The sequence below is a fragment of the Acinetobacter schindleri genome (genome assembly GCF_010918895.1).
In the GTDB taxonomy this organism is placed as follows: Bacteria; Pseudomonadota; Gammaproteobacteria; order Pseudomonadales; family Moraxellaceae; genus Acinetobacter; species Acinetobacter schindleri.
In genome coordinates this window covers 1,718,820-1,744,469 of record NZ_CP044483.1, presented here as the reverse complement: position 1 = coordinate 1,744,469, position 25,650 = coordinate 1,718,820, and the positions used below count along the sequence as shown (strand labels likewise).

The following is a 25,650-nucleotide window of genomic DNA, read 5'->3' as shown; positions in this document are numbered from 1 at the left end:
AACATTTTAAAATGATGTAAATCATTGCTTTATAAATATTAAAGAAGAGATGAAAGAGTGGGTACACAAGCAGAACTTGAGTTAGAAAATAGCTTTATTCAACAACTTGAAGGGCTAGGCTATGAACGCATGTTTTTGCGTACAGAACAGGCATTGCTTGATAACCTCAAAACGCAAATTCAAAAACTGAATCAACTCCCAAATCCATTCTCTGAACAAGAGTGGAAACAGGTCTGGCATTACCTCACCAAAGAAACTTCTGTGTTTGCAAAGGCACAGCTGTTACGTGACCGCTTCCCACTGAAATTCGATGATGGCACAGTCAAACACCTATGCTTTCTAGGTGAAACTACAACAGACAACCATTACCAAGTTTCTAACCAAATTGTATCTGACCATTCTGCTTTAAATGGCAGAACTAGTCGCTTTGATGTCACCTTATTGGTGAATGGCTTTCCATTGATTCAAATCGAATTGAAACGCCGTGGCGTAGAAATACAGCAAGCCTTTAAGCAAACCATCGAATACGCAAAAACAGCCTATAAAGCAGGGGAAGGATTATTTGGCTATATCCAATTCTTTGTGATTAGCAACGGCGTCAACTGTTTGTATTATGCTAATGGTACGCAGAGTATTGAGTTCGCTTTCCCTTGGGCAGATGAGAACAATAAAAACATCAATGATCTTACAGAATTTACGAAAGCATTTTTAAATCCTGCACATGCTTTCAAGATGTTGTCTCAGTACATTGTCTTGCATCACTCAGATGAATTTCTGATGATTCTGCGCCCATACCAAATCTATGCGATTGAGCGTATGGTTCAGCACGTACAGACCTCAAAGGAAAATGCTTATATCTGGCATACAACGGGTTCAGGTAAAACATTAACTTCGTTTAAGGCAAGTCAATTGCTGATTAGAAATCCTGAAATTCGTCGTGTCATTTTTGTGGTTGACCGTAAGGATCTAGATGAGCAAACCTATACAGAATTCAATGCCTATCGAGAAGGCTCTGTAGACAGCACCAACAACACAGCTAATCTTATCAAACAGTTACGCTCTTTAGATAATCGTCTTGTTCTCACCACCATCCAAAAGCTGAATAATGCAATTACCAAAGATCGACACCAAAAAGAGATGGCGGATCTACAAGATGAAAAAGTCATTTTTATCTTTGATGAATGTCACCGTAGTCAATTTGGTGAAACACATCAGAACATCAAACGCTTCTTTAAAAATGCACAGATGTTTGGCTTTACAGGCACACCGATCTTTGCAACCAACAGTTTAAAGAAATCAGGCGAAACCTTTACGACAGAGTATCTATTCCCTGTAAGACTACATGAATACCTGATTGTAGATGCAATCACGGACAGAAACGTATTGCCGTTTCAAATTGATTATTGGGGTAAATACAGCAGTTCGGATGCTAGTGGGACAACTGAGCAGGTTGAAAGAATTGATACCAAAGAGCTGTATGACAATCCAGAACGTTTGGAAAAAATTGTTCGTCATATTTTAAGTATCCATGACAAAAAGACTAAGAACCGAGAGTTCTGTGCCATGTTCTGTGTTAGTTCAGTCGAGAACTTGATTCAGTACTATGAGCTCTTTGAGAAAGTACAGGCAGAAATGGCGGAAGAGGCGAAACGCAATGAAAGCTATTTTCAGCCTATCTCCGTTAGAACGATATTTTCATATGCGACAGAAGAGCAAGATCAGCAAGCAAGCATTGAAGAAACTGAAGCAGGCATGATTGCTGAAGAGCCTGTGGATGCACCAAACAGCGTAGATGAGTCACGTAAAGCCAAATTGGATCGTTATATCGCACAGTACAATGCAACCTATAGATCAAGCTACAACACCACAGACAGCTTCTATGAGTATTATCAGAACCTCGGTAAGCGTGTGAAGTTCTATAACATCAAGTATAAAAAAGATGAGCAGATCGACTTACTGCTTGTGGTGAATATGTTCCTGACAGGGTTTGACTCTAAACCACTCAATACAATCTATGTCGATAAAAACTTAAAATATCATGGCTTGATTCAGGCATTCTCGCGTACCAACCGTGTATACAAACCATCTAAGCCATTCGGTAACGTCGTGTGTTATCGCAATTTAAAACAGGCGACAGATAAAGCACTGGCTTTATTCTCAAATAAAAATACCGTTGATATCGTCACTGTGCCTGAAATGAGTGTTTTCTTAGGACAGTACGAAACAGCAGTAGCACAGTTAAAAACATTGACGCCAAACTGTCAGAATGTAGATGACTTAAAGCTTGAAGCTGAACAGTTAAAATTCGTGGAAACATTTAGAGAGGTTCTACGCCTGAGCAACTTACTCAATATGTTTACCGAGTTTGATAAAAATAAGGCACCGATTAGTCCGCAAGATTTGGAGGACTATAAAGGGAAATATAAAGACCTCTATAACCGCATCAAACAGCCATCAGATGCTAAGGACAAAGTCTCTGTCTTAGATGATATCGACTTCCAACTTGAATTGGTGCATAACGATCGAGTGAATCAAGATTACATCATGGCACTGCTTGGACTGATTGCAGGAGCATCAACTCAGGCACAGAAAGATCAACGCAAAAAAGAGTTGATGGATATGCTGAACAATGATGCCAAGATGTATAACAAAAAAGACCTGATTGAAAAATTCATCAATGAACAATTGCCGAAGATGATCACAGGTCAAACAGTGAAGCAGGCATTCTCAGCATTTTGGGATGCAGAGCGAGCACAAGCCTATGAGGGTTTCTGTCGTGATGAGCAATTGAAAAAGCCAGAGTTTGATAAAGTGGCAGATAACTTTAATTTTACCGAGCGTCTTCCATTGTCGCATGAAATTAAAGAACTCCCGATTCAAAAACCGCCATTGCTCAAGCGTAATCGTTACTTTGCAGAGTTACATGTAAAAACATCTGAATTATTAAGCCGATATAGTTTGAAATTGTAATGAGTACTAAAAAGCGAGTGACATTGTTACAGGGAGACATCACCACTTACCCTGTGGACGCAATTGTGAATTCTGCGAATAAATCACTATTAGGTGGTAGTGGTCTAGATTATGTCATCCATAAAAAAGCAGGCTTGCAAATGAAGCAAGCTTGTATAGAGCTGAATAAGCTTAAAGGAGGATGTCCTACAGGGCAGGCAGAAGTCACCATTGCAGGCGATTTACCAGCACAATATCTTATCCATGCTGTTGGACCAAGATGGTTGGATGGTGAGCATAATGAAGCAGAATTACTATGTAGTGCATACTCAAATGCCTTGATCAAAGCGAATGAAGTACGTGCTAAAAAAGTTTCATTTCCTTCTATCTCTACTGGTGTTTATGCCTTTCCAAAGCAATTGGCAGGAGAAATAGCGATAGGAACATTATTGTCTACCTTGCCAAATTATTCATGGATTGATGAGGTGGTTTTTGTTATTAAAGATGCTGATATTTATAAGATTTATCAGAATATCTTGAGCAATCTGCATGATGAAAATTTAGAAATTAAGATCGAAAAAATATGACCACTGCAACACTCACTCCGAGAGTGATCTCGTTAAAAGAACTGTACGAACAGCATTTAACTATTCCTGATTATCAACGTCCTTATAAGTGGACAGAAAAGCATGTCAGAACACTGTTTGATGACTTAGATTATTTTGTTGCAGGTATTACAGCAAAGAACCGTGATGATGATCGTTATAAGTATCGTCTAGGGACAATTGTTTTACATAAAGGCTCTATAGAAGCAAAAAGCGATATCGTAGATGGTCAGCAACGCACACTCACTTTTTATTTAATTTGGCATGCTTTGAAAGCCAAAAAAGCTCAACTTAACAAGCTAGCGTTGCCTGAGTTCAGTTTGGGTATTCCTGCATGTCGTATTAGCCAAGAAAATTTGCGTCGCAATTACGAAGTTGTTGAAAAGCTGATTGATAAACCTCGCTCAAAGCCTTTAGAAGAATATATTGATATTCTTCTAAGTAAATGTGAGTTCGTGATTGTTGAACTAAGCAAACTTTCTGAAGCATTCCAATTTTTTGACTCGCAGAATTCGAGAGGATTAGATCTTCATCCACATGATTTGTTGAAGGCATATCACCTGAGAGAATTTGATCCATCAGAATCTGAGTTGAAAACGAAAGCTGTTAAGCAATGGGAGCAGAGGGATGAGCAGGAAGTTCATCGGATATTTTCTCATCTCCTATATCCCATCAGACAATGGACGAAAGGGGAAAAGGCATTCACCTTTGGTAAAGAGCAGGTGGAAGGTTTTAAAGGTTTGTCACTGCATCAGGAAGATCAGTTTCCACTGAGCCAATCATATCGTATCTTGCACAGTATGGTTGATGAGTACAACAATGATCGCTTCCGTAAGGTAGATAACATACATTTGGCTTACCCATTTCAAATCACTCAAACCATGATCAATGGGCGACGTTTTTTTGAGTGGTTTAGCCATTATGAAAGCAAAGCTTTAGCATTACTTAATTTACGAGATTATGACGATTGGGTGGAGCCATTATTAACCACAGCAATGTCGAAAAAAATTTGGACAGTCATTAATGGTACCAATCCTAAAGACTATGAGTATACGGGTAAGAACAGAACAGGTGATGGCTATGTCCGAAAAGTGCTCAATGCTTTTTTGTTGGCTTACTATGATCGCTTTGGCGAAGCGGAGTTTTCTAATGCTTTGGAGATAGGATTTATTTGGGCATACAGTTTACGCCTTAAGCAATCCAGTATTTATGAGTCCAGTATTGAGAACCATGTGATAGGTCAGAATCTCTTTAGGCGTTTGGATCAATCATTACGACCGAAAGACTTTTTTAATTTTTCCTTGGATATCTATATTAAAGCTAGCCTAACAAGCAAAGCTAAAGGTGTTGAAAAATTGTTCAAAGAAATGAAATACATGGCGGAGCAAGAATAATGTCTAAAGCGCCCTCAAAGCCATATACCATCTTGCAACTATTGAGCGAAGATATTAACTACCAAATTCCTGTATACCAAAGAAATTATGCTTGGGGACGACCACAGATTCGAGCATTGATACAGGATGTTTATGATTATTATCTAAAGTCACAGACCAGTCGTGCAAACTATTATATTGGAAGTTTGGTGGTCGCAAAAAAAGAGCATTACTTTGAAGTATTAGATGGACAGCAACGTTTCACAACCTTAAATCTTTTAGCTTTATTCTTAAAATCTAAACTTAAAAATAAAAAGCTAGATCAATTTAATGGCATACATTTAAGTTTTGAAAGCCGTGAAAAGTCAGCAATTCTCCTAAATTCACTTTGGAAGTTTGTCAGTGATCAATCTATTGAACAAAAAATAGAACGATTAAATGCAGAATATGGGGATCACGCTATTCTCAGAGGTTATCGCATTATTCAGGAAGAATGCCTCAAGATTGTCCAAGAAGATAGGCTTGCAGAGTTTGCAGACTATTTATTGGATCATGTTGTAATTTTACGTACCATGATTCCAGAGCTTGCAGATGTGACACATTATTTTGATGCACTGAATAACCGTGGGGAACAGTTAGAAGCCCATGAAGTGATTAAGGCTCATTTTCTGAGTTTGTTAAGTGCTGAGAATGAAGATCGTCATGTTGTTCATCAGGTATGGTCAGCTTGCCAAGATATGTACAAATATGTGGCATATGGTTTTAGCCCCACAGATAGAAAGCAAATATTTGGTGGTTCATATCATGAATGGTGTGTCAAAGACTATGAACACCTTAAGTCATGCCTGCCTAGAGAAACTCCATCGAAAGATGCGAGTACTGAGGGGAAGAGCTCTTATGGGGATAAGCTCACTTTGGAAGGAATTCTAAAGCTTAATCCTGTTCCTGTGAGTCAGAAGCCAAATGAAGAGTCGAGTGAACGTTTTGCAAGCATCATTGATTATCCAAACTTCCTGATGCAGGTTTTGAAAATATATGTCAAAACTCAATTGAAAGATGACGACGCTAGCAAGATTGCACTCGATGATAAGACGTTATTAGACAGCTTTAAAAACACGATTGTAGATGCAAGTCATGCAAAAGACTTTGTCTACCTCCTTTTGAAAACACGATATCTCTTCGATCTGTATGTCATCAAACGTGAGAATAGTCCGCAATATAAAGGTTGGTCACTCAAGAAGCCTAAATACTATAGTTCTGGTAATGTGAGCTATGTAAATACCTTTTCACAATCTGAACAGGAAGGGGAAAATGAATTAGCATTAGAAGGCGGTCAAAGAAACCTTGTGATGCTTCTATCAGCATTTCATGTTTCCTACCCTACGCATGCACGTAAGAACTGGTTGTTGAGTGTTTTATATTGGCTCATAGATCATAGTGACAAAGGAATTAGCTTAACTGCCTATTTTGCATTTGTGGAAAATTTGGCACGTACTTTGATCAAGAAGCGGTACTTAAGTACAAAGCAAGACTATGAAAGTTTCATGTATGGCGATGAATTTGATCGTAACCCTGCGGTCACTGCAGAAGACATAAAAACGCAGTTTACTTATGGAAAGATTCCTTACTTCTGTTTTAACTATTTAGATTATCTTTTGTTAAAGAAGGAAGAAGGGAGTCATAATAAGTTTTACTTTAGTTATAAGGACTCGATTGAGCATTTTTATCCACAGGAACCTAAAGTAGGCGATGCATTTACTGATAAATCGGTGTTACATAGTTTTGGTAATTTAGGCTTAGTGAATCAAAGTGAAAACTCTTCACTTACTAATGATATGCCGATTCAAAAAGCGAATTGGCTAAGGAAGCATACGAAAGTACCAATCAGTTTGAAGTTAGAGTTGATGATGCAGATTGTTGAGAAGAACGAATCTGAGTGGAATGAAGCGAGTATAGAAAAACATCAGCATGATATGATAGAGTTACTGATAGAAGATTTAAACGGAAAAGCATGCTCTTAGAGGCATGCTTTTTTATTATGTATACCTTTTAGTGTACTAAATCTCAAGTGGTTATAAAAAATATAATAAAATCAATAATAAGATACTAATGCATCATAGGTGTTAGGGTAGAAAGATCAGCCATGAGTTCTGAACTGGTCATTAAGAAGAAATCCTTTAAAAAATAATGGGCAGACTGGTTAAGGCTGATGAGCTGAAGGCAATATAGTCGCTATTCATTTGCCCAAGCAGAAACCATCAAAACAGCCATGCAAAATGTGTATTGAGCTAAGTCTAGCAAAATTAATTTTTAGAAAGAAATGGATTCGATGACTTCTGTCGAGTCTAATGAAAGATTGCCGGTTTTAAACACGAAAAATATGGATCGGAGTCAGGCCTAAATCATATATACATTGTTTTTAGACTGACGAGGAGCGATCTTAAAACGATTACGACCCTCTGCTTTTGCAGCATACAGCGCTTCATCAGCCTGAGCAATAAAATCAGCCAGGCGATCATTTTCCTGAGGCTTGATACTGGCACAGCCAATACTCACCGTGACATGACCCGAGACCTGACTGGCAGGATGGAACAGCTGCAAAGCATTGATGCGTTGGATCAGCTCCTGGGCAATTTTCTGTATTTCTAATTCATCGATATAAGGATAAACCAGTAAAAATTCTTCTCCACCATAACGTGCTGCCAGTTCCATACTGCGGGAAGAAATGCCTTGTAACTGTTGGGCTACCAATTGTAGACATGCGTCACCGGCAATGTGTCCAAAATGGTCGTTATAGTTTTTAAAATAATCTATATCCACCATCATGATACTTAAAGGCGCTTGATGTCGTAGTGCGTGGCGCCATTGCGTGTCCAGATATTCTGTCAAATAGCGTCGATTAGCAAGGCCAGTGAGCGCATCAAGTTGGGTCAGCCGTTCCAGTTCTTGTGCCTGTTGAGTCAGTTCCTCTTTATGCAGTTCGATAATACAATTCTGCAAATAGTTCTCACGATGCTGGCGGTCAATCGCATAGGCAATAATCATCCCAAGGAGACTGCTAAACGTATAGGTACGATGTAAAAAGGTCCAGTCAATATTGTAGTTGAGAGAAACCGTGACCAGATAACCAATCAGTCCACCGCCCCAACCCGCAATGAGTGCTGAATAAAAGCGCATACCGACAAAGCTATAGTTAATGACGACTGCATACATCATGGCCACGTGCAGCAGGGCATCATTATCAATATCCTGGCCAATCACGGGAATAATCACAAAAGAAATCGCGACCGCACTGGTCGCACCTAACGTGGTATACAGGTCAAAGAAACGATTAAACGGCTTGCTAAACGACATTAACCAAACTGCGATGGTAATTACCCCAACCCAGGCATACAGAGAAAGCCAATGAATCAGTTTTTCATCGATTGAAATGGTCTGAAAAATCCCGTAACTGAGCACAAAATACAGAACCAGAATAATGCTGCCCCGAAAACGAAATTCATAAGCAGCTTCGTCACGGTATTGCTGGCGATAGATTGGCTCGAGTTCTTTTCTGAAATACACATAGTTCAGTCCATGTGCAATCAGCTCATTTACTTTTTCATGGCTAATCTGTTTAGAGCCAGCTAATTTCATAAAGTACCATTACTAAGCAAATAAAGTCATTTAACTACTGATACTGTATTGTATCGAACGGTTAAACTATTGATAGCACAGATAAAGTATCCTGCTCAAGAAATATCCTTTTATATATAAAAAAATTATATTTCATATAAATCACAAGAAATTAATTTGATTGTCTTACTATCTTTATCATCTCTTAGAAATGCTCATCAATTTCCATTACCTGAAATCAAGTAACTTGAGATTTATAACTATTTCACAAGAGAGAAAATAAAAAAACCGAAGTTTTAACTTCGGTTTTTTATACTTATTTCAGTACTTTTTGCGGCTGATATAAACCGAGTTCAGTCAGGTGCAACCTTAAGATACGACGTAACTCGAGTACAGCTTCAGGCGTTTCCTGAATCGAATGACCACCTTTAATAATTTCCTCAGAAATTGCACCTTTTAGCTCGGCACTTTGATAGGGAACCACATCATCTGTCATCACTGATTTATCGGTACTATCTGTCGTATTACCTATAATGTTGTGGAACTTAAAGCCTTTGTATGGCACGACATCACGGGTCAGGGCATTGAATTTCGAATTTTTGGATAAATCGCTTGGACCGTTCTGAATCATGTCATGGCCAACTTCCTTGATGAAATCATCCAGTCCAATATCACCTTGTAAGGTATCTGCAAATGCGCCCAGAAATGCGCCCGGTAAACGGATAATTTTACGGGCCGCCAAGGTAAACCAGCGATCTGCATAATCAGTTCCGCGATGTGGGGTAGCCAAAAAAATCCCCCGGCTAAAGTTTGGAATCGGTTTAAGCTGCAAACGTGCTTTAAATAATGGATTATTGCGGAACCGTTCGATACGGCGGCTATTATTAATCAGCTCTTCAGTACGTGGAATCAGATTGGCATCACTTACCAAGAGGCGGGCGATCACCCCACCCATACTATGACCAACCAGTACGGCATCTTTCTTGGCAGGATCCTGCGCATTGATGCGTTGGAAACCTTGCTGGATTAGGGCATTGATCTGATAACGGCTCTCCAGAATTGGCATATTGGTTGAATAGAATACCTGCCAGACCTGGAAATTTTCCCGCAGTACCGGATCACCCATGATGTCATTGGTGAGACGGATCCAGGCTTCAGGACTGCTGGCCAAGCCATGGATCAGGACAATAACTTTTTTCTTCGGGTTGTAGGGTTCGAGCATATAAAGATGCGGCATAATCAGGTTGTCATCCCGGTCAATCAGCACCAGATAGGCAGCACGTCCTAAGTTATTTTCAGCCAGCCATAGGCCATAGGGTGCCGAGAAATTTGCAGCCAGCGCATATTGTTTACCTGCAACAGTTACTTTTTCATGTTTGTAAGGATCATGCAGTTTGAGCTGGAATTCCGGACCGTTAATAATTTGATCAATACTGGTCGCAGATTTAGGAACTGCGGTAATAGTAGTGGCCAGATAACGCGCCGAATGAATATTCGGATTGCTGCCTTCTGCATATTTGAAATTCAGTGGGTCGACAATATATTTTTTATTTGGTGTGATACGTTTTTCTTCGGGAAGGACCACTACAAATTCCGAACCAAAACCATCTCGACGGGTAATTGAACGTAAACCAGAGAAATTCATGTTATAGGTCGACATGAGCTTCTCAAAAGGCTGGTCCTTAATTTCAGGATAGTTTTCGAAATCTACTGTATAAATGCTGTTGCCGACCTGAATCTTGCGGCTGCCTTCTTTGGCCTGATGACGCTCGGAATAAACATGGATCAAATGCGAGATCGCCAGGTTATAAAAGTCACGAATCTGTACCTGACGGTTGTCAAAGATACGATCTTGTGGCGCACGCTGGGTTTTGAACAGATAGGCATAGCTATAACGAATACTTTGATCCAGCATCGCCAGCTGCTGATCTTGGCATTTCTGGATATTCTGTTTTTGTAGCTGCTTTTTTTCTTCAGATTGGGTCTTGGTCAGAACGCTGCTTTTGCATTCTGAACCTTTACCCAATTGCAGCGATTTGGCCAGATACAACTCACTGGCAGTAGACAGAAGCTGTTCGTCCAGAATCTGCGGGATCTCCTTGAGTGCCTCTACGCATTCCTGCGGTTGTTCAGTACAGATGCGTGCTTCACGCCCAGTCATGGACAGAACATTCAGGCTGGCTTCACTCAGTTTATCTCTGGTTAAAATGCTGTCACGTTCATTACTGATGGTGACATTGAAGGCTTGTTCTTTCACACTGACCACCTGACAGCCGGTCAGGACTGTGGTGAATAAGAGTGAACAGAGGACGAATGCTTTATTCATTTTATAGTGCATATGAAATCTGAATGCTCAGTTAAATATTGAAATAATGTTTTGTATTCTACTTATTTTTATCAGAAAAAAGACTGCCGAAGCAGTCTATTTTGTAACTCAGATCACGAGCATTTTCACTTTAATTTTTGGGTGTCAGCACTTGCCATACATTCCAGCGACCTTGCTTCTCAATTTCCTGAATCAGCTGGTCTGCTACTTGTGCTTCTTGTGGGTATTTCACCTTGTAATTTTTCAGCACCTGAACTGCATTCTTTTTATTTTCCATGGCAATGTAGTTGTTTGCCGCAGATAAATAGGCTTCCTGAACACCAGCTTTCATGGCTTTTTCCAGATAAGGAATCGCTTCACGCTGACCGCCACCCTCAGACAGACCAAAACCGAACCAGAAGTTGGCTTCAGCATCATCCTGGTTCAATTTCAGAATACGCTGTGCATAAGCCAATGATTTAGTAGTATAGACTGAACCTAGGTCCAGGTTACGCGCCATAACGCTGGCTTTAAATGCACGCATTAAAATATCAAAAGAGGCATTATTGTTGGCAGCTAAAGTATCGAGTTCCTGAGTGACACGTTTCAGTTTCAGTTCAAAGCCTCTACGTTCCTGACGGTCACTGAAACGTGGTGGATAGTGTCGTGCTTTACCTTCAACTAATTGCAAGAAATCATCAATTTCAGTGATATCAATTTCATTCGGCCCAGCTAAAGTCGCATAACGCATAGAACGCGTATTGCTGTTTACGGTTGGAATGATCAGACGATTCACATCAAGGGTAATTTTTTCTGATGGGTTATCAGCACGGTTCACCACCATTTTGGTGACAGGCGCAGCAGCAGCTTTCTGCAAGTGCACTTCAAATGGAGGTGGTTCGTTATAATTGAATGGATTTAATGCATAAAAGGGTGGGGTCAGTTCCGGCTCAGCGAACACCATTGCATTTTTAGGTGTGTCTTGCTTTGAAGATGGAGTTGAACATGCGGTCAATGCCAGCGCTGCGAAGCAGGCAAGTGCCAAAGGCTTAAATGTCATGATATACATCCATTTATGTTATTTTGAAAAATTGTGAGATTGCATGTTCGTCAGTCTAAGAAAACTGTAGCGAACATGCAAGTTACGGCGTGTTACCGTTTTTGATCAGGCCTTAGACTGAGAAGTCTGTGCTTCGCACTCACGGCGAGCTTCTTCCAGAATCTTTAGATCTTCCTTGCTGAGTGGATGTTCATTCAGCTGGTTTTTCTTGAAAGTAGGGTCAAGCATAGATAAACGGTTACAAAGCATATTCATGCGTTTTTCATTTTGTTGAATACGGTCAAGTAGAACCCGCATACCTTCAATAATCGGATCAGACTGATCTTGTGTCGTTGCATAAGGCTGGAAACCAATACTTTCTGCATAATCACGTCGACGTGCTTCAGCTTCATCTTTCGGCTGGTCTTTGGTAATAAACCGGGCAGGATTACCGACCGCTGTGGTATTGGCCGGTACGGCTTTGGTTACAACAGCATTAGAACCGACCTTGGCATTTTTACCAACTGTAAACGGACCGAGAATTTTTGCGCCAGCGCCCACAACCACACCATCTTCCAGGGTTGGATGACGTTTGCCTTTATTCCAGGTCGTACCACCCAAGGTCACACCGTGATAAAGAGTAACATCATCACCAATTTCAGCTGTCTCACCAATCACCACACCCATACCATGGTCAATAAAGAAACGGCGGCCAATCTTGGCACCCGGATGGATTTCAATTCCTGTAGCAAAACGGCTGAATGAGGATAAAGCACGTGCTGTGCCTTTACAGTTTTTGTTCCACAGTTCATGTGCCACACGATGCATCATCAGCGCGTGAATACCAGGATATGTGGTCAAGACTTCCAGGGTGTTGCGTGCAGCAGGATCACGCGCGAAGACAGCCTGTATATCCTCTTTGAGCTGTTTAAACATTAGATTTGATCCTTGTCCTGTTGGGTAGTGTGTGAAGATTTCTTCCAGGTGCCATTATTCAAGGCCTGAACCCGGCTGAAAATACCACGGAGTAAATGATATTCCATACGATCTAATTGTATACGTCCAAATAGGCGACGCAAGCGTAAAGGTAGCAATCGTGGATTTTTAGGATCCATAAACTCAATTTCTGCCAGCATTTTTTCCAGATGAGGATAGAACTGTTCCATCTGTTCATGATTCACCAGCGGTTCATCCCATTCCATTTCAATGCCATCAATGACCTGCATGGTGGCTTTAGCATCACGTGGATGTTCTACCTGATCCAATGCAGCCATACGCAGTTCATAGCAGATGACCTGAATTGCTTGTGCGACATTGAGTACGCCGTAGTCAGTATTCACTGGAATAGTGAGGTGATAATTCGCCATTGCCAGTTCTTCATTGGTCAGGCCACGGTCTTCACGACCAAACAGAATCGCAATTTCCTGTTGCTCTTGCACGACCGCAGACAGCGCTTTTTCAGCCGCAGGACGCACATCCAGAAGAGGCCAGGGAATCGTGCGGCTACGTGCACTGGTTCCAAAAACGATCTGGCGATCTTTGATCGCGTCTTCCAGTGTCTCGACGATTTCAATCTGCTCGATCAGATCGGTCGCACCTGCAGCCAAGGCATCAATATCCGGATGTGGATAGGTTTTTGGTGCAACCAGAACCAGCTTGGACAGGCCCATAGTTTTCATGGCACGTAAAGCACTACCGATATTGGCAGGCAGGGTGGTATTAACCATGACAATACGCACATGGGAGAGATGTGCTGAAACAGCAGCATTGTCAATTTGACTCATGATGATTCCAATATAAATATTTTAAAGGTCAGAATTTATGAATATTGCGGCTGAGACTCGGCTTCATATTGCGCCAAGGCATCATCCATACTCATATCTGCAGGAGGAGGCGGCACTTCAATCGGCTTGGCTTCTTCATAAGACACCGCACGGGCAGCTTTAGATTTAACCTGATATTCAATATGCAAGGCAGCTTTACCAAAGTAGTCCCGTAATTTGACCAGTAGTTCATCCAGCGGAGCAACTTTCCAGTTTAGGCCCAGATGCAGCTCAGTCGTTGCATAGTCATAATCCAGATAAAGAATGACTGGAATATGCGTACTCATATCCACATTGGTATATGGTATTAAAATCTGTTGCAGATCACGGCTGAGGGTTTTACTGTAATGTTCCGCTTGCAGGGTGATCTTGATGGTATTGGCTCGTTTCTGGCGGATTTCGTTCAGGCTAAAGGCTTTGGTCAGACGACCCATTGGACGGTCAAAACCTTCGCGCTCATAAATTTCGCCTTCAATCACCACCACTTGATCCACCTGAACAATGTCTTTAAAGCGGTTAAAACGTTCATGATTGGTGGAGACTTCAATCCGTGCCGTACCATCATCCAGCGTCACCATCATCCGGTTCGGGAAGTTGGCTACATCCACCACCAGACCTGCAAATACCGTCGTCACACCACGGCGGGTTGGGGTCAGTTCATTGATCTGACACGGTACAAAAGCTTTCAGCTCATTACGGTAAACATCAATCGGGTGACCAGTCAGATATAGACCAAGCGTATCTTTTTCGCCTTTAAGGCGGACTTCATCGGACCACGGTTTGACTGGCTTAGAGGGTTTGCGTTGAACTTCTTCAACTTCACCAAACAGGTCCATAATACCAGTTTCACGGTTTTGGCGAGCCTGATCCGCAGCCTGTACCGCTTCAGGGAGTTGTGCCATCAGGTCAGCACGCTCGATGCCCAAGCAATCCAAAGCACCGGCACGAATCAAGGCTTCCAAAGTCCGTTTATTGATTTTTTTCAGGTCAATACGGTGGCAAAAGTCAAACAGGTCTTTATAGGGACCTTCTTTCTGACGGGATTCAATTACCGACTGCATAGCCGCTTCACCAACGCCTTTAATCGCTCCTAGGCCATAGACAATGGTTTTTTCATCAGTAGCATGGAACTGGTAGATCGACATATTGACGGATGGTGGTAATACTTCCAGATTATTCTTGCGGCAGTCATCAATCAGGAATACCACGTTATCTGTATTCTGCATTTCCGAAGACATCACCGCTGCCAGGAACTCAGCCGGATAATGGGCTTTCAGCCACGCCGTCTGGTAAGCAACAAGAGCATAAGCTGCCGCATGCGATTTGTTAAAACCATAGCCGGCAAACTTTTCCATATAGTCGAAGATATGGTTAGCTGTGGCTTCATCAATATCTTTTTTCGCAGCACCTTCAATGAAGATCTTCCGCTGCTTGACCATTTCCTCAGGCTTTTTCTTACCCATGGCACGACGCAGCAAGTCTGCGCCACCGAGGGTATAGCCGGCACAGAACTGTGCAGCCTGCATGACCTGTTCCTGATACACCATAATCCCGTAAGTTGGCTCTAATACGCCTTCAAGCAGGGGATGCAGATATTCAAACTCACCGCCGTGCATACGATGGATAAAGTCCGGAATCAGGTCCATTGGACCCGGACGGTACAACGATACGAACGCGATAATCTCTTCAAATTTGCTTGGGCGAGCTTCTTTCAGCATCTTTTTCATGCCCACGGATTCAAACTGGAAGACCGCGGTGGTATTGGCTTCGGCAAAGACCAGATAAGCATCTTTGTCGTCTAGCGGGATATAAGCAATATCTAGCGGTTTATCGCTCTGGATACGCTTATTGATATTCTTAACCGCATCTTCAATTACGGTCAGGTTACGCAGACCCAGGAAGTCGAACTTCACCAGGCCGGCTGCTTCGACATCGTCCTTATCGAACTGGGCAACACGCGCAGTACCATCAGCATCACACATCACAGCTGAGTAGTCAGTCAGCTTGGTTGGTGCAATTACTACACCACCGGCATGTTTACCGGTATTCCGGGTAATACCTTCAAGCTTGAGCGCCATTTCCCAGATTTCAGAAGCATCGTCATAATCCGGATTGGAGGGATTGGTAACGACGTCTTTCAGTTGTGGCTCGGCTTCCAGAGACTCTTCCAGGCTTAAGCCCAAAGGTTTGGTGGGAATCAGTTTGGAAATGCGATCAGCCAGACCGTAGGATTTACCCAGGACACGTGCCACGTCACGAATTGCCCCTTTGGCCGCCATGGTACCGAAGGTCGCAATCTGGGAGACTGCTTCACGACCATAAGTCCGTGCGACATAATCAATTACGCGGTCACGACCAGCAATACAGAAATCGACGTCAAAGTCGGGCATTGAAACACGTTCCGGGTTTAAGAAACGTTCGAATAGCAGGTCATAACGCAGTGGATCAAGATCAGTAATTTTTAAACTGTAGGCTACAAGAGAACCGGCACCTGAACCACGGCCCGGACCTACCGGCACACCATTCCCTTTGGACCACTGAATGAAGTCCATTACGATCAGGAAGTAACCCGGGAAGCCCATGTCCAGAATAATCTTGATTTCAAAGGCCAGACGTTCATCATAAGGTTGACGGATTTCCGGCCAGTCCTCACCACGTTGTTCAGGGGGATACAGAAAGTCTAGGCGTTCTTCCAGACCGACTTCACACAAATGGGTAAAATAACTGCCTATGGTATGACCTTCCGGAATCGGATAGTCTGGCAGGTCATTAAAGCCTAAACGCAAGGTGACATTGCAGCGTCTTGCGATATGAAACGTATTTTCAATCGCGGTTGGAATATCCGAGAAAAGCTCTGCCATTTCTGCTGAACTTTTAAAATACTGTTCAGGACTATAGGTTTTAGGGCGGCGATTATCACCCAGCACATAACCATCGGCGATACAGACACGTGCTTCGTGTGCTTCAAAATCTTCACGTGCAATAAAGTGCACGTCATTATGTGCGACTACACCGATATTATATTTTTTGGCGAGTTTGACCGCCTCTTCAATGAAAAGGTCTTCATTAGGACGACTGGTACGAGTAAGCGCTAAATATACGCGATTACCAAATTTCTCTACCCATTCTTGTAGTAAAGGTTCAGCCTTATCGGGATTTGAGGTAATCAGCATTTTGCCGACATCAGATTGCATACCCAGCAATACGATCATGTCATCGTGCTGCCTTAAGATCCAATCTTTTTGTACACAAGGAATATCCAGTTGCTGGCCGCTAATATAACCTTCAGAGACCAGTTCGGTCAGGTTGCGCCAGCCTTTATTGGTCATGGAAAGCAGGGTGACACGATGCTCGGCATCATTCAGGCGAATTTCAGAACCCAGAATTGGTTTAATACCTTTATCCAGGCATTTTTTATAGAATTTGACCGCGGCATGCAGATTAGACAAATCGGTTAGCGCGAGTGCTGGCATCTCGTCATTTGCGGCAGCTTTGACCAGGTCTGGTATCCGTACGATGGATTCAGTAATCGAAAATTCTGTATGAATACCAAGATGAACAAAGTGCATAAATGAGTCCCTGCAAAAACCACTCGATAGTTTAGCACGGGATTTATTGTTTCAGTTTGAAATTGAGGGGAAATGCTGAACTTTTAGATTGTAATTGAGAATTGACTTAAGGCTAGGTTCATCACTGTATTGGAATAGAACTATTCTCCCTAAATTGAATCTGTATTAGGCGACATGGATGTCGCCGTTGGCTTGTGATACAGGGAAGTATCATCAAGCCAACAGAAGATTTTTTACCTTGCATAGCAGTGCTATTCATCTTTCAAAAGTAAAAGAAAAATTTCAAGTGTCAGTAAGCTTATTGCTGAAGTTATTTGAAAATTAGAATTTCATTATTTTTACTTTAATTTAAATTTTGAGTAGTTATGCTTTACTTTTGACGGGCCAAAAGTAAAAAAAACCCTTTGTTGATCTGATGGCACTTCCTGAGCAAGCTTTAAGCATTGCTTTAAAGCTTGTGCAAGACAGATCAACGGCAGCATCCATGCTGCTAAGTCATGTATCAAATGTTCGCTTCCATGTTTAAGATGCAGATATTTTATGGGTAGAAAATAAAACCCTCAAAAAGAGGGCTTTATTTACTCAGAGAATTAACTTAACGAAGCCGTGATAACCAGTCACCAAGACTTTGTACAATTTGTACCAGGATCAATAAGACAATCACGGTCATGATCACCACTGAGGTATCAAAACGCTGATAACCATAAGAAATTGCCAAGTCGCCAATACCACCAGCGCCGACAGCACCTGCCATCGCTGTTGCGCCAATCAGACTGATGGTGGCAGTGGTGAGATTCAGAATTAGCGAACTACGCGCTTCCGGCAGAATAAACTTGAAAATAATCTGCATTGGCGTTGCGCCCATGGCTTGGGCAGATTCGATAATGCCTTCGTTGACTTCCAGCAGAGAAGTTTCTACCAGACGACCAATATAAGGACCGACATATATAGTCAGTGGCACAATCGCTGCCCAAGTACCAATTGATGTTCCAACCAGAAATTTAGTCAGTGGAATTACTGCGATCAGCAAGATAATAAATGGCAGAGAACGCAGTGCATTTACAATCGGATTTAGACCATGATAAATCACACGGTTTGGCAAAATTCCATTTGGACGAGTAACTAATAGAGTAATCGCCTGAATAAAACCCCAGATACAACCAAACAGCATCGCGAAGAACACCATATGGAAAGTTTCTTGCAGTGCAGTCACGAACTGGTCCATCGACAGCGAGCTTTTCCAGAAAGGCGCAGTGATTGTAGTAAGCCACTGTACAATTAAGTCTCTCATTCCTGTACTCCTGCCTGATCTACCTGTACGCCGTGATCTCTGAGATATTGTATTGCAGCTGTAATTTGTGCAGGATCACCGAGAAGCTGGATAAACATCTGTCCAATCACCGAACCATTAATTTCAGTCATATTGGCAAACAGGATATTCAAACTGATATCAAACTGTTTAATCACGCCCTGAATCACAGTTTCCTGCGCTGAGCTACCCAGGAACTTTAAACAATAAATACTGTGGTGATTCTGATTTTCCAGATTCGTCAGAATATTTACGGGCAAGTTTTGCTGTAGTACGGTTTGAATAAAGTTTTTCGTGGTCGGATGCTGAGGCTGACTGAAAATCTGTAAGGTAGAGCCAGTTTCAATCACATCACCTTTTTCCATGACTGCCACATAATCACACACAGTTTCAATCACATCCATTTCATGGGTGACCATCACAATCGTAATGCCTTGTTCCTGATTAATGCGTTTCAGCAGTTGCAGTACAGATTTAGTCGTTTGCGGATCGAGTGCTGAGGTTGCTTCATCACATAACAAGATCTTTGGATGATTTGCTAAGGCACGGGCAATACCGACACGCTGCTTCTGACCGCCAGAAAGTTCATCTGGAAAAGCATTGCGTTTATGTTTTAAATCAATAAAGTCCAGCAATTCTTCAAGACGCTTTTCCCGTTCAGCTTTACTCCAGCCAAGCAGTTTCATTGGCATTTCAATATTGGAAGCCACAGTTTTGGTCTGCATCAAATTAAAATGCTGGAAAATCATGCCAATCTGGTTACGTTCCTGACGCAATGATTTGGCATCCAAAGCAGTAAAATCTGTACCATTAATTATTACCCGGCCCGAAGTTGGTCGTTCCAGCAGGTTAATCAGGCGAATCAGGGTACTTTTACCGGCACCACTATAGCCAATAATGCCAAAGATACTGCCAGTCGGAATCTGCAGGTTGATCCGGTTCAGGGCATGTAAGGTCAGGCCTTTCAGCTCGTACTGTTTGGAGATGTCTTTAAATTCAATCATAGTGTCAAATACTGCATCACGAATAAAAAAACAGGCAAGTTATCCTTGCCTGTTTTGAGTATTGATTATTGTATTACTTTACTTCGGTCAAATAAGTTACCGGTTTGTTTACCGCAACCTTTGTACCGCCAAAGTGTTCATCAACATAGGCTTTCACAGCAGGAGTATGATACAACTGACCAACTTTTTGAAGTACAGGATCATTTTGACGATCGGCTGCAACTGCTAAAACGTTCACGTTCATTTTAGTGCTTTGATCAATGGCTTCATAGTAGATTGCATCTTTCAATACGTTCAGACCACCTTCCATTGCTAGGGTATTACCTAATACAATCGCATCGACTTCGTCTTTTACACGTACTGCTGTTGCCATTTGAATCGGCTTGATCACGATCTGTTTCGCATTTTCAGTGATGTCAGCAGGCGTACCTTTAACCAGATCAAAGTTTGGTTTAAGTTTTACCAGACCCGCAGATTGCAATAATAACAGTGCACGTGATTCATTTGCGCCGTCATTTGGAATGGCAATGGTAGCGCCAGTTTTAAAGTCTTCTACTTTTTTTACTTTGCTTGAGTAAATCCCCATTGGCTCAAGATAAGTCGTAGAAAGTGGGGCAATCTTTTGTGTGTTAGCATCATTATAAGCCACCATATAGGCATAAGACTGGAATGCGTTAACATCAATTTCTTTATTGGCAACAGCAGTGTTCATCGACACATAGTCGGTGAAGTTTTTTACATCCAGCTTGATGCCGGCCTGCTCGGTTTCAGGTAAAGTGGCAATGTAGCGCCAGATATCAGCATCTGAACCTGTAGAAGCCATAGTCACTGTTTGCAGTTCACCTGAATCTTTGTTTTGTGCTGCATCCGTTGCAGGGGCTTCTTGTTTTCCGCATGCAGTTAAAGTCAATACTGATGCACTGAGTAAAACGCCAAGTAGCTTTTTCATAAAGATGTCCTAATTCTCGTGTTGCCTAAAGTATATGCATTTTAAGGTCATGTGAAAGAGGAGTTTTATGATCTCTTCCTCAGACTTTAGATCAATATTGCATTTGACTCTGGCAGGGAAAATGCAAATGTACTGCAATAAGTTCACGTTAGTTTGATCGGTTTAGAGTTCACTAAACGCTATATACTTTTTCTATTTGGAGAAAGTAAATAGAGATTATTTAAAGATATAGTCGTAAATGATGCTCTGGATGGACGCAATCATACCAATTATTGTTTATTCAATATAGTGAATAAAAAATGATTACTTATCTGATTAAGTGAATAGCTAATTTATAAAAATATTAGTAATTACAATATATTATTTTTACTTTAAATGAATTGAATATTCATTTTGATGAAAAGATGGTCTTTATAATATTTTTGCCGATATTAAGCATAAAAATGCATATAGATAAATATAAGAAAAATATCTTATTCTTGGGAAATTAAGAAAATTCTATCTTAACGAGATAAATCTTTCCTTCATGCTCACTAGGCGATGCAGGATCTGATCTTGGTTTTCTTAGTTCATGATACTGCAAGCATGTTTTAACAGAAGGGGATATGCAGATAATCCGAACGCTGTTTTTCATAGAGTACGTGTCTACACAAGATATGATCGGCAGATACAAGCGGATGGTCAAATTCTCCTACTTTTTCTAAGCCAATATTTTGCATGACACGTTCGGATGGTGTGTTAATGCGAGCAGTAAAAGAAATGACTTTTTCAAGTCGCAGGGTTCTAAAGGCATATTTCAGTACTGCTTTGGCTCCTTCAGTTGCATAGCCTTGATTCCAGTATTGCGGTAACAAGCGCCACCCAATCTCAGGGGCATCTGCCATTTCAAACTCAGGCGGATGCACGTGTAACCCAATAAAGCCAATAAATTCGCCAGAGCTTTTAAGCTCTACTGCATATAAACCCCAACCACGTGTTTCAATGGCATCCTTTAAGCGTTGCATAAATGCAGTGGTTTCGGAAGCATCGAGTTTTTTAAGAAAATAACGCATGACTTCATCGTCTGCGCACATTTGGATAAATGGGGCAGTGTCGGAGTCTTGCCATTGGCGGAGGATCAGGCGAGGGGTTTGGAGGTGGATTGTCATATTTATATATACTTATCGCTGAATTGATTCATTTTCGAGTAAATAAAGTTCATTTATTAATAAAAACTCTCTTTGAAGTTGAGAGGTGGATTTCTTCACTTCGCTATGCGCTCGTGGATTACGATAAGCTTTAAATGTATTTGTAAATAGTCTTCCAATTGCAGTAGATGACCCCTCATTTTCTGTCTCTCATTTAAAAGGAGATAATCTATTTTTCTTTAAATCTGAACAAAAGGCATCTTCCATGAGTGAGCTGGAGAATTTTTGTGAATTTAATTTTTTACGAATAATGTCTTCTAATCGAGTATAGGCTTTCATTATCGATGCATCAGCATCTTCTTTGAAACTTAAAGCTAAGTCTAAAATTCTTTCGTCAATTAAATTTAATGGTAATTCTTTTGGGTAATAGTTATCTATTTTCAAAGGTTCTTTAAGCATGTAATCTAGATTACTAATATGCTCATAAATTGTATGAGTCCGTTTATAAGGGCTATTTAAGAAAGATTGTACATTGCTATCACTTAAGGAATTTTGTTGAATGGTTTCAAATTCTTTTGATGATATAACTAGCTCTTTGATTTCAACTTCATGTCGTTGCAAAAGTTTTAAAGCTTTTACAAAACCTTTATAGCCTTCTGAGATATGATCAGATCGAAATCCATATCTAATTAGATAGGTAGTCCTATATCCTTGAATTAAAAAACAATGATTATGATTATTTGTTAAAATAAGAGCCATTTCAACTTGTTCTTCGATTTGAAGAACTAGGGCAAGCGCTTCTATGCAGTCTTGTGTATATGGAGTGCCTAAATATTGGATTGAATCAGAGGCTCTATTAAAGATATTTAGCATATGTTCTTATTGATGAAATGATTTAAGTACATCTTATAATAAAAAACCCCGCACTCAGCGGGGTTTTTTTAATGCTTAAACTGAATTAAGCATTTTCACGTGCAATCGCACGGTAACCAATATCTTTACGATATTGAACGCCGTCAAACGTTACTTTTTCACAAAGCTCGAGAGCTTTGGCTTGTGCTTCACCAATGGTATCACCAAGTGCAGTTACACAAAGTACACGACCGCCAGCCGTCACAATGTCACCATTCTCAAGAGCTTTTGTACCTGCATGGAATACTTTCGCATCTGCCATCACAGTATCTAAACCTGAAATCACATCGCCATTGCTAGAGGTTTCAGGGTAGCCCTTAGATGCAAGCACGATACCGACAGTCTTACGCTCATCCCATTCAGCTTGCGCAGGTAAATTACCTTCGATGCCTGCTTGAACCAAATCAACCAAAGATGATTTTAAACGCATCATGATTGGCTGAGTTTCAGGGTCACCAAAACGACAGTTGAACTCGATCACTTTTGGTTGACCTTGTTCATCAATCATCAAGCCTGCGTATAAGAAACCAGTATAAACATGACCGTCTTTTTTCATACCTTCAACGGTAGGACGCATCACTTCATTCATAGTTTTTTCAAATACGTCTGCAGTCACTACAGGTGCAGGCGAGTAAGCACCCATACCGCCCGTGTTTGGACCTTGGTCGCCTTCACAGATACGCTTATGGTCTTGTGAGGTTGCCATTGGCAAAATGTTGTCGCCATCAATCATACAAATGAATGATGCTTCTTCACCTGCCAAAAATTCTTCAATCACCACACGAGAACCGGCATCACCAAATTTGTTGCCTGCAAGCATGTCATCAATCGCAGCAAATGCCTCTTCGTTGGTCATCGCAACGATCACACCTTTACCCGCAGCAAGACCGTCCGCCTTGATCACGATCGGCGCGCCATTTTTTTCAACAAATGCTTTAGCAGCAGCGACTTCTGTGAATACGTCATAGAAAGCAGTTGGAATGTTATGGCGTTTTAAGAAGTGCTTGGCAAATGCTTTAGAGCCTTCTAACTGTGCTGCAAATTGGGTAGGGCCCCAAATTTTCACACCTGCCGCGCGACATGCATCGACTACGCCATTTACCAGTGGTGCTTCTGGGCCAACAATGATCAACTCAATGGCATTGTTTTTAGCAAAGTCGATAATTGCGGTGTTATCTAAAATGTTCAGTGCGACATTTTCACATTTTGGTTCAGTTGCTGTACCCGCATTTCCCGGTGCAACAAAAACTTGTGTAACTTGTTCATCTTGCGCGATTTTCCATGCCAATGCATGTTCACGACCGCCACTACCCAAAACTAAAATATTCATCGGTTCATACTCCATGAATCGAAAATGACATAAAGTCCTCAACCTTTAAAGGAGAGGACTTTATGCAAGATTAGAAATCTATGTCTCTTAATGTAAATGACATTGTCATTACAATTTAATCCATCAATTAGTGACGGAAATGGCGCATGCCAGTGAACACCATTGCAATACCAGCTTCGTCAGCTGCTGCAATCGTTTCTTCGTCACGCATAGAACCACCCGGCTGAATAATGCACTTGATACCTGCTTTTGCAGCGTTATCAATACCATCACGGAATGGGAAGAATGCATCAGACGCCATTACTGCACCTTCAACCACTAAGCCTGCGTGTTCAGCTTTGATTGCAGCGATACGAGCAGAGTTTACGCGGCTCATTTGACCTGCGCCAACACCAATCGTTTGACGGTTTTTCGCATAAACAATTGCGTTAGATTTAACGTATTTAGCAACTTTCCAAGCAAAGATCATGTCATCAATTTCTTGTTCAGTTGGTGCGCGTTTAGTCACAACTTTAAGATCATCTTTAGTAATCATGCCTAAGTCTTGATCTTGAACTAACAAACCGCCGTTTACGCGTTTGTAGTCAAGTTGTGCAGCACGTTCGTCAATCTTTGGAAGTTCGCCACATACTAGTACGCGTACATTTTTCTTCGCACCAGTGACTTCAAGCACGCCTTCAGCAACGCTAGGAGCGATGATTACTTCAACGAATTGACGGTCAACAATTGCTTGTGCAGTTTCAACATCTAATTCACGGTTGAATGCAATGATGCCGCCGAATGCAGATTCTGGATCAGTTGCATAAGCAAGATCGTAAGCAGCTTTGATACCGTCTAAAGATACTGCAACGCCACATGGGTTGGCATGTTTAACGATGACACAAGCAGGCTTTGCAAATGATTTAACACATTCAAGTGCAGCGTCTGTGTCCGCAATGTTGTTATAAGAGAGTTCTTTACCTTGTAACTGTTTTGCAGTTGAAACAGAAGCTTCAGTTGCAGCTGGATCTACATAGAATGCAGCAGACTGATGCGGATTTTCACCATAACGTAAGTCTTGAGCTTTGTTCAATTGTGTATTGAAAGTACGCGCGAATTTGTCAGCCTGACCTTCCTCGACACCTACGCGAGCGCCTAAGTAAGATGCGATCATACCATCGTATTGCGCAGTATGTTCAAATGCTTTAACCGCCAGGTCAAAACGGGTTGCATAAGATAAAGCACCTTCCGCTTTAAGCTCAGCAATTACCGTTGCGTAGTCAGATGCATTCACTACGATACCGACAGAAGCATGGTTTTTTGCAGCAGCACGAACCATAGTCGGACCACCGATGTCGATGTTTTCGATTGCATCAGCAAGTGAACAGTTTGGTTTTGCTACAGTCGCAGCAAATGGATATAGGTTAACAACAACAAGATCGATCGCATCGATGTTGTGTTCAGCCATCACAGCTTCGTCTAGACCACGACGGGCCAGAATGCCGCCATGAATTTTCGGATGTAGTGTTTTAACACGGCCGTCCATCATCTCTGGGAAACCAGTGTGCTCTGAAACTTCAACTACAGCGACATTATTGTCTTTCAACAATTTATATGTACCGCCAGTAGATAAAATTTCTACCCCTAGAGCAGCAAGGTTTTGTGCAAACTCGACAATACCGGTTTTGTCGGAAACAGAGATTAAAGCGCGTTTAATAGTCATGATCTTCGTCACAGTTACCAAGGAACAGATTAAATCTAA

Annotated in this window: 17 protein-coding genes; 4 read left to right on the top strand and 13 right to left on the bottom strand. The window is 41.5% G+C overall.

Annotated features, from left to right (window positions below):
* Window positions 1-57: 57 nt before the first annotated feature.
* Genes FSC11_RS08415 through FSC11_RS08400 form a run of 4 tightly spaced genes read left to right on the top strand, consistent with a single transcriptional unit; the run spans window position 58 to window position 6,948 of the window.
* Entirely contained in the window at window positions 58-2,970 is a 2,913-nt protein-coding gene (locus FSC11_RS08415) for a type I restriction endonuclease subunit R (protein ID WP_163166295.1), read from the top strand.
* Window positions 2,970-3,536, top strand: a complete 567-nt coding sequence (locus FSC11_RS08410; protein WP_163166293.1) for a macro domain-containing protein — start codon at window positions 2,970-2,972, stop codon at window positions 3,534-3,536. The genes FSC11_RS08415 and FSC11_RS08410 overlap by 1 nt, the downstream gene beginning before the upstream one ends.
* The gene (locus FSC11_RS08405) at window positions 3,533-4,948 is read left to right on the top strand and encodes a DUF262 domain-containing protein (protein WP_163166291.1); all 1,416 of its coding nucleotides are present in this window, start codon (window positions 3,533-3,535) and stop codon (window positions 4,946-4,948) included. Before FSC11_RS08410 ends, FSC11_RS08405 begins: the two co-directional genes overlap by 4 nt.
* A complete protein-coding gene (locus tag FSC11_RS08400; protein ID WP_163166289.1) occupies window positions 4,948-6,948 on the top strand; it encodes a DUF262 domain-containing protein in 2,001 nt (666 codons plus the stop codon). Before FSC11_RS08405 ends, FSC11_RS08400 begins: the two co-directional genes overlap by 1 nt.
* Window positions 6,949-7,324: 376 nt before the next feature.
* Here the strand turns inward: FSC11_RS08400 and FSC11_RS08395 are convergent, their stop codons facing one another.
* The 13 genes from FSC11_RS08395 to purH all read right to left on the bottom strand — a co-directional run bounded on the left by FSC11_RS08395 (window position 7,325) and on the right by purH (window position 25,611).
* Window positions 7,325-8,563 (bottom strand): GGDEF domain-containing protein, encoded by a 1,239-nt coding sequence (locus tag FSC11_RS08395; protein WP_163166287.1) that lies wholly within the window; start codon window positions 8,561-8,563, stop codon window positions 7,325-7,327.
* Between the two features lie 295 nt (window positions 8,564-8,858).
* Window positions 8,859-10,880, bottom strand: coding sequence for an alpha/beta hydrolase (locus FSC11_RS08390; protein ID WP_163166285.1), 2,022 nt, complete (start codon window positions 10,878-10,880; stop codon window positions 8,859-8,861).
* Window positions 10,881-10,998: 118 nt separating this feature from the next.
* Window positions 10,999-11,907 (bottom strand): ABUW_2363 family tetratricopeptide repeat lipoprotein, encoded by a 909-nt coding sequence (locus tag FSC11_RS08385; protein ID WP_004812606.1) that lies wholly within the window; start codon window positions 11,905-11,907, stop codon window positions 10,999-11,001.
* A 105-nt stretch (window positions 11,908-12,012) separates the two neighbouring features.
* Window positions 12,013-12,822 carry a serine O-acetyltransferase gene (gene cysE, locus FSC11_RS08380; protein WP_163166283.1) on the bottom strand — a complete coding sequence of 270 codons (810 nt, stop codon included), beginning with the start codon at window positions 12,820-12,822 and terminating at the stop codon, window positions 12,013-12,015.
* Window positions 12,822-13,670 carry an RNA methyltransferase gene (locus FSC11_RS08375; RefSeq protein ID WP_163166282.1) on the bottom strand — a complete coding sequence of 283 codons (849 nt, stop codon included), beginning with the start codon at window positions 13,668-13,670 and terminating at the stop codon, window positions 12,822-12,824. Before FSC11_RS08375 ends, cysE begins: the two co-directional genes overlap by 1 nt.
* A gap of 35 nt (window positions 13,671-13,705) precedes the next feature.
* Window positions 13,706-17,278, bottom strand: coding sequence for a DNA polymerase III subunit alpha (gene dnaE / locus FSC11_RS08370; RefSeq protein ID WP_163166280.1), 3,573 nt, complete (start codon window positions 17,276-17,278; stop codon window positions 13,706-13,708).
* A 595-nt stretch (window positions 17,279-17,873) separates the two neighbouring features.
* On the bottom strand, window positions 17,874-18,569 hold the full coding sequence (locus FSC11_RS08365; RefSeq protein ID WP_071321091.1) for a methionine ABC transporter permease: 696 nt from the start codon (window positions 18,567-18,569) through the stop codon (window positions 17,874-17,876).
* The gene (locus FSC11_RS08360) at window positions 18,566-19,591 is read right to left on the bottom strand and encodes a methionine ABC transporter ATP-binding protein (protein WP_163166278.1); all 1,026 of its coding nucleotides are present in this window, start codon (window positions 19,589-19,591) and stop codon (window positions 18,566-18,568) included. Before FSC11_RS08360 ends, FSC11_RS08365 begins: the two co-directional genes overlap by 4 nt.
* A gap of 73 nt (window positions 19,592-19,664) precedes the next feature.
* Window positions 19,665-20,540, bottom strand: a complete 876-nt coding sequence (locus tag FSC11_RS08355; protein WP_163166276.1) for a MetQ/NlpA family ABC transporter substrate-binding protein — start codon at window positions 20,538-20,540, stop codon at window positions 19,665-19,667.
* Window positions 20,541-21,130: 590 nt separating this feature from the next.
* Window positions 21,131-21,688, bottom strand: coding sequence for a GNAT family N-acetyltransferase (locus FSC11_RS08350; protein WP_163166274.1), 558 nt, complete (start codon window positions 21,686-21,688; stop codon window positions 21,131-21,133).
* 189 nt (window positions 21,689-21,877) lie between these two features.
* A complete protein-coding gene (locus FSC11_RS08345; protein ID WP_163166272.1) occupies window positions 21,878-22,540 on the bottom strand; it encodes a TIGR02391 family protein in 663 nt (220 codons plus the stop codon).
* A gap of 85 nt (window positions 22,541-22,625) precedes the next feature.
* Window positions 22,626-23,909 (bottom strand): phosphoribosylamine--glycine ligase, encoded by a 1,284-nt coding sequence (gene purD, locus FSC11_RS08340; RefSeq protein WP_163166270.1) that lies wholly within the window; start codon window positions 23,907-23,909, stop codon window positions 22,626-22,628.
* A gap of 127 nt (window positions 23,910-24,036) precedes the next feature.
* The gene (purH, locus tag FSC11_RS08335) at window positions 24,037-25,611 is read right to left on the bottom strand and encodes a bifunctional phosphoribosylaminoimidazolecarboxamide formyltransferase/IMP cyclohydrolase (RefSeq protein ID WP_005221736.1); all 1,575 of its coding nucleotides are present in this window, start codon (window positions 25,609-25,611) and stop codon (window positions 24,037-24,039) included.
* Between the last annotated feature and the right edge of the window lie 39 nt (window positions 25,612-25,650).